1 protein-coding gene is annotated in these 939 nt (G+C 70.1%); it reads right to left on the minus strand.

Annotated elements, in window-relative coordinates:
• Window positions 1–2: 2 nt before the first annotated feature.
• Window positions 3–939: glycosyltransferase family 2 protein (locus ACQRA4_RS13805; RefSeq protein ID WP_427823624.1), on the minus strand; the 937-nt coding region annotated here is incomplete at its 5' end.

A 939-nucleotide genomic window follows, 5' to 3' on the forward strand; every position in this document is an offset into this window, starting at 1 on the left:
GCCTAGAGCTTGCGTATGGAGCGCGCGGCGTCCACCCTGCCCGAGATACGGCGCAGGGCGCTCGCAAGGCCGTCTTCGCGCGCCGCCAGAGCCATGCGCGCGGCCAGGCGCAGTGTGGCTGGCAGGTAGAGAAAGGCCAGCGCGCTCCACCGTTCCCGCCGGGCCAGGTCGCGGGCGAAGAGCCGGCGGAAGCCGCGCCCCATGCGCCGGAAGTCCTCCAGATAGCTGAAGACCTCCACCTTGTGGTGCCAGCTTTTGGGGTGCAGCCGCCAGCGGGTCAGTTTTTCCGGCACAAAGGCAAAGGGAACGCGCGCGGCGAGCTGCGCCCAGACCCACCAGTCCAGCCAGCGGGGCACGGGCGTTTGCAGCGAGATGTCGCGCAGCGCGGCTGTGCGGACCATGGCGCAGGAAAAGGTGGGAATTTTGTTTTCCAGCAAAAAGGGGCGGACGTCGCCCGCGGCGCGGCCCTGTCGGGCGTGCCAGCGCATGACGCGCGGCACATAGGCTTCAAACCAGGCGGCGTCGGCCCCCGGCATGATGAACGGGGCGACGTCATTGCAGACCACGCCCGCGCCGTCCCCCGCCGAAGCTGAAGGCGCGGTCCGTTCCGCCGCCTGGAGGCGGCGCTCCAGACACCGCGGCAGCCAGAGGTCGTCTGCCTCCAGAAAAGCCGTCCAGCGCCCCCGCGCCTCGGGGATGGCCAGGGCCAGGCTGGCGGGCAGCCCGTGATTTTTGCCGTCCGCGTGGGTCAGCAGGCGCAGCCTGGAATCGCGCGCGGCAAAGGCGCGGGCCACAGCCAGCGACTGGTCGGTGGAGCCGTCTTCCACCACCAGCACTTCCAGATTGCGCAAGGTCTGGCGCAGCACGCCGCGCAGCGCGTCCGGCAGGTAGCGGGCATAATTGTAGCTGGGAACGATGACCGTGACGGCTGGGGCGGAC

Origin of the sequence: Desulfovibrio sp. SGI.169 (assembly GCF_050313595.1) — a bacterium.
Lineage (GTDB): Bacteria > Desulfobacterota > Desulfovibrionia > Desulfovibrionales > Desulfovibrionaceae > Desulfovibrio.